This window comes from Streptomyces silaceus, from assembly GCF_001419745.1.
In the GTDB taxonomy this organism is placed as follows: Bacteria; Actinomycetota; Actinomycetes; order Streptomycetales; family Streptomycetaceae; genus Streptomyces; species Streptomyces silaceus.
Genome location: NZ_LIRJ01000623.1, coordinates 1 through 1948 on the forward strand (window position 1 = coordinate 1; position 1948 = coordinate 1948).

A 1948-nucleotide genomic window follows, 5' to 3' on the forward strand; every position below is an offset into this window, starting at 1 on the left:
GCGGTGCGCCTGGATGTGGTCGGGGTGTCCGTAGAAGCCGTTCTCGTCGTAGGTGACGACCACGTCGGGCCGGTAGTGCCGCATGAGCTCGGCGAGTCGGGCGGCGCCTTCCTCCACGGGGGTCTGCCAGAAGGACCCGGGCGCGTCGTTGCTCGGCCAGCCCATCATCCCGGAGTCGGCGTAGTCCAGCGTCTCCAGATCGCTGATCTTCAGGACGTCACGGCTCGCCTCGAGTTCCTTGCGGCGCATCACGGCGACGGCCGACGGGTCGTGCCCCGGATCACCCGGCTTGACACCCCCCGGTCCGTCACCGCAACTGCCGTCGGTACAGGTCACGAGAACCGTGCGGATGCCTTCCGCCGCGTACCGCGCGAGGACCCCGCCGGTCCCGGTGGCCTCGTCGTNNCGCGGCGGTCGTGCCGCGCTCCGAGGGGCCGGATTCCGCCGGGCCGGATGGTGACCTCGTGGTCTCCGTGTCCTGTCCCCGCCGTGCGCTGCCGGCCCCTCGGACGATGCAACAGCGCAGGCCGGACCGGCTGTTCCCGGTGTGGCCCTCGACCTTCCAAGGGTCGGCGTTTCCATGGGAGCGCGGTGGAGGCGCGACCCGCGCGTCTCGGCGCCACGCCCGTCGGCCGGCGGACCCCCGGCTGTCTCGGGACGGGACGGGATACGGCTTGAGCGATACCTCGACCTGAACGATGCCTCGGCTTGAGCGATACCTCGGCTTGAACGATGCCTCGGCCGGGCGTCACCGTGAGATGCGGGCCTCGATCCCTTCGAGCAGGAAGTCCAGGCCGATCCGGAAGGTCTCGTCGGCGTTCAGGTGGGCGGCATCGTGCACCACCGTGGCCAGCGCGGGAAATCGGCCGGTGGCGAAGGTCCGCTCCAGATAGGGCCCGAGCGACGCCTGCCAACGCTTCTCGTCCATTCCTGTGGCCCGCTCGGCACGCCGCTCCGCGATCTCCCGACGCACCGCGCCGATCGCGTACGCGTTGACCGCGGCGACCACTGGCATGACATCGTCCACGTCGAGGTCGTTCAGCGCGGCCACCACGGCCTCCCCGCTGGCCAGCGCGTGCGGCCCGAGCTGGGGTCGGCCACCCAGCAGATCGGCGAGCCATTCGTGTTCGTGAGCGGCGTGCCGAGTGGCTTCGGCGAGGGACCGGAGCGCCTCCCGCCAGCCGTCTCCGGCCGGCCGGATCTCGGCGTAGGCCGCGTCGACCATGAGGTCGAGCAGCTCCTCCTTGCTGGCGATGTAGCCGTACAACCGCATCGGACGGACGTCCAGGGCGGTGGCGACCTTGCGCAGCGACACCGCGTCCAGGCCGTCCGCGTCGGCCAGTTGAATTGCCGCCCGCACGATCCGCTCCCGGCTCAACGGAGCCGGTACGGGTCGTTCGGACGGCTCCGGCCTCTCCCACACCAACATGCCGCTTACAGTACATCGCATCGAGCGATACGGTGTATCGATCCATACGGTGTATCGAAGGGAGCGACCATGACCATCGCCATCGTCGGAGCGGGCCTCGGCGGCCTGGCTCTCGCCCGTGTGCTGCACGTGAACGGCATGGATTGCGTCGTCTATGAACGCGAATCGTCACGCGATGCCCGCGGGCAGGGCGGCATGCTCGACATCCACTCCGGCCAGCGGGCGCTGCGCGAGGCCGGACTGATCGACCAGTTCCACGCGATAGCCCGCGGCGAAGGCCAGGACATGCGACTCCTGGAGCCGGACGGCACGTTGCTGCTCCAGGAGGACACGCCCGACGACGCCCCGCTCGCGCGCCCCGAGGTCGACCGGGCCGATCTGCGCGACCTGCTGCTGGATTCCCTCCCTGAAGGCGCGGTGCGCTGGGGGAGCGTGTTCACCTCCGCCGACGACGGCCTGCTGCACTTCGCCGACGGCAGCAGTGCGACGTACGACCTGCTGGTCGGCGCGGACGGCGCG

General features: G+C 70.5%; 3 protein-coding genes. 1 reads left to right on the forward strand and 2 read right to left on the reverse strand.

Going from position 1 to position 1948, the window contains the following annotated elements; all coding sequences use genetic code 11:
* Together AOK22_RS37915 and AOK22_RS37920 are read right to left on the reverse strand one after the other, a co-directional pair.
* Positions 1-404 (reverse strand): PIG-L family deacetylase (locus tag AOK22_RS37915; protein WP_208606507.1); only part of this gene is annotated, 404 nt, incomplete at both ends.
* A gap of 344 nt (positions 405-748) precedes the next feature.
* A complete protein-coding gene (locus tag AOK22_RS37920) occupies positions 749-1429 on the reverse strand; it encodes a TetR/AcrR family transcriptional regulator (RefSeq protein WP_055703193.1) in 681 nt (226 codons plus the stop codon).
* A 69-nt stretch (positions 1430-1498) separates the two neighbouring features.
* Between AOK22_RS37920 and AOK22_RS37925 the strand changes: the two genes are divergently transcribed.
* On the forward strand, positions 1499-1948 hold a 450-nt coding region (locus AOK22_RS37925; protein ID WP_157872422.1), incomplete at its 3' end, for an FAD-dependent monooxygenase.

Bases quoted from the DNA above. Each gene is read 5' to 3' on its own strand.
- AOK22_RS37920 (WP_055703193.1), bottom strand. From the start codon at position 1,429: ATGTTGGTGTGGGAGAGGCCGGAGCCGTCCGAACGACCCGTACCGGCT.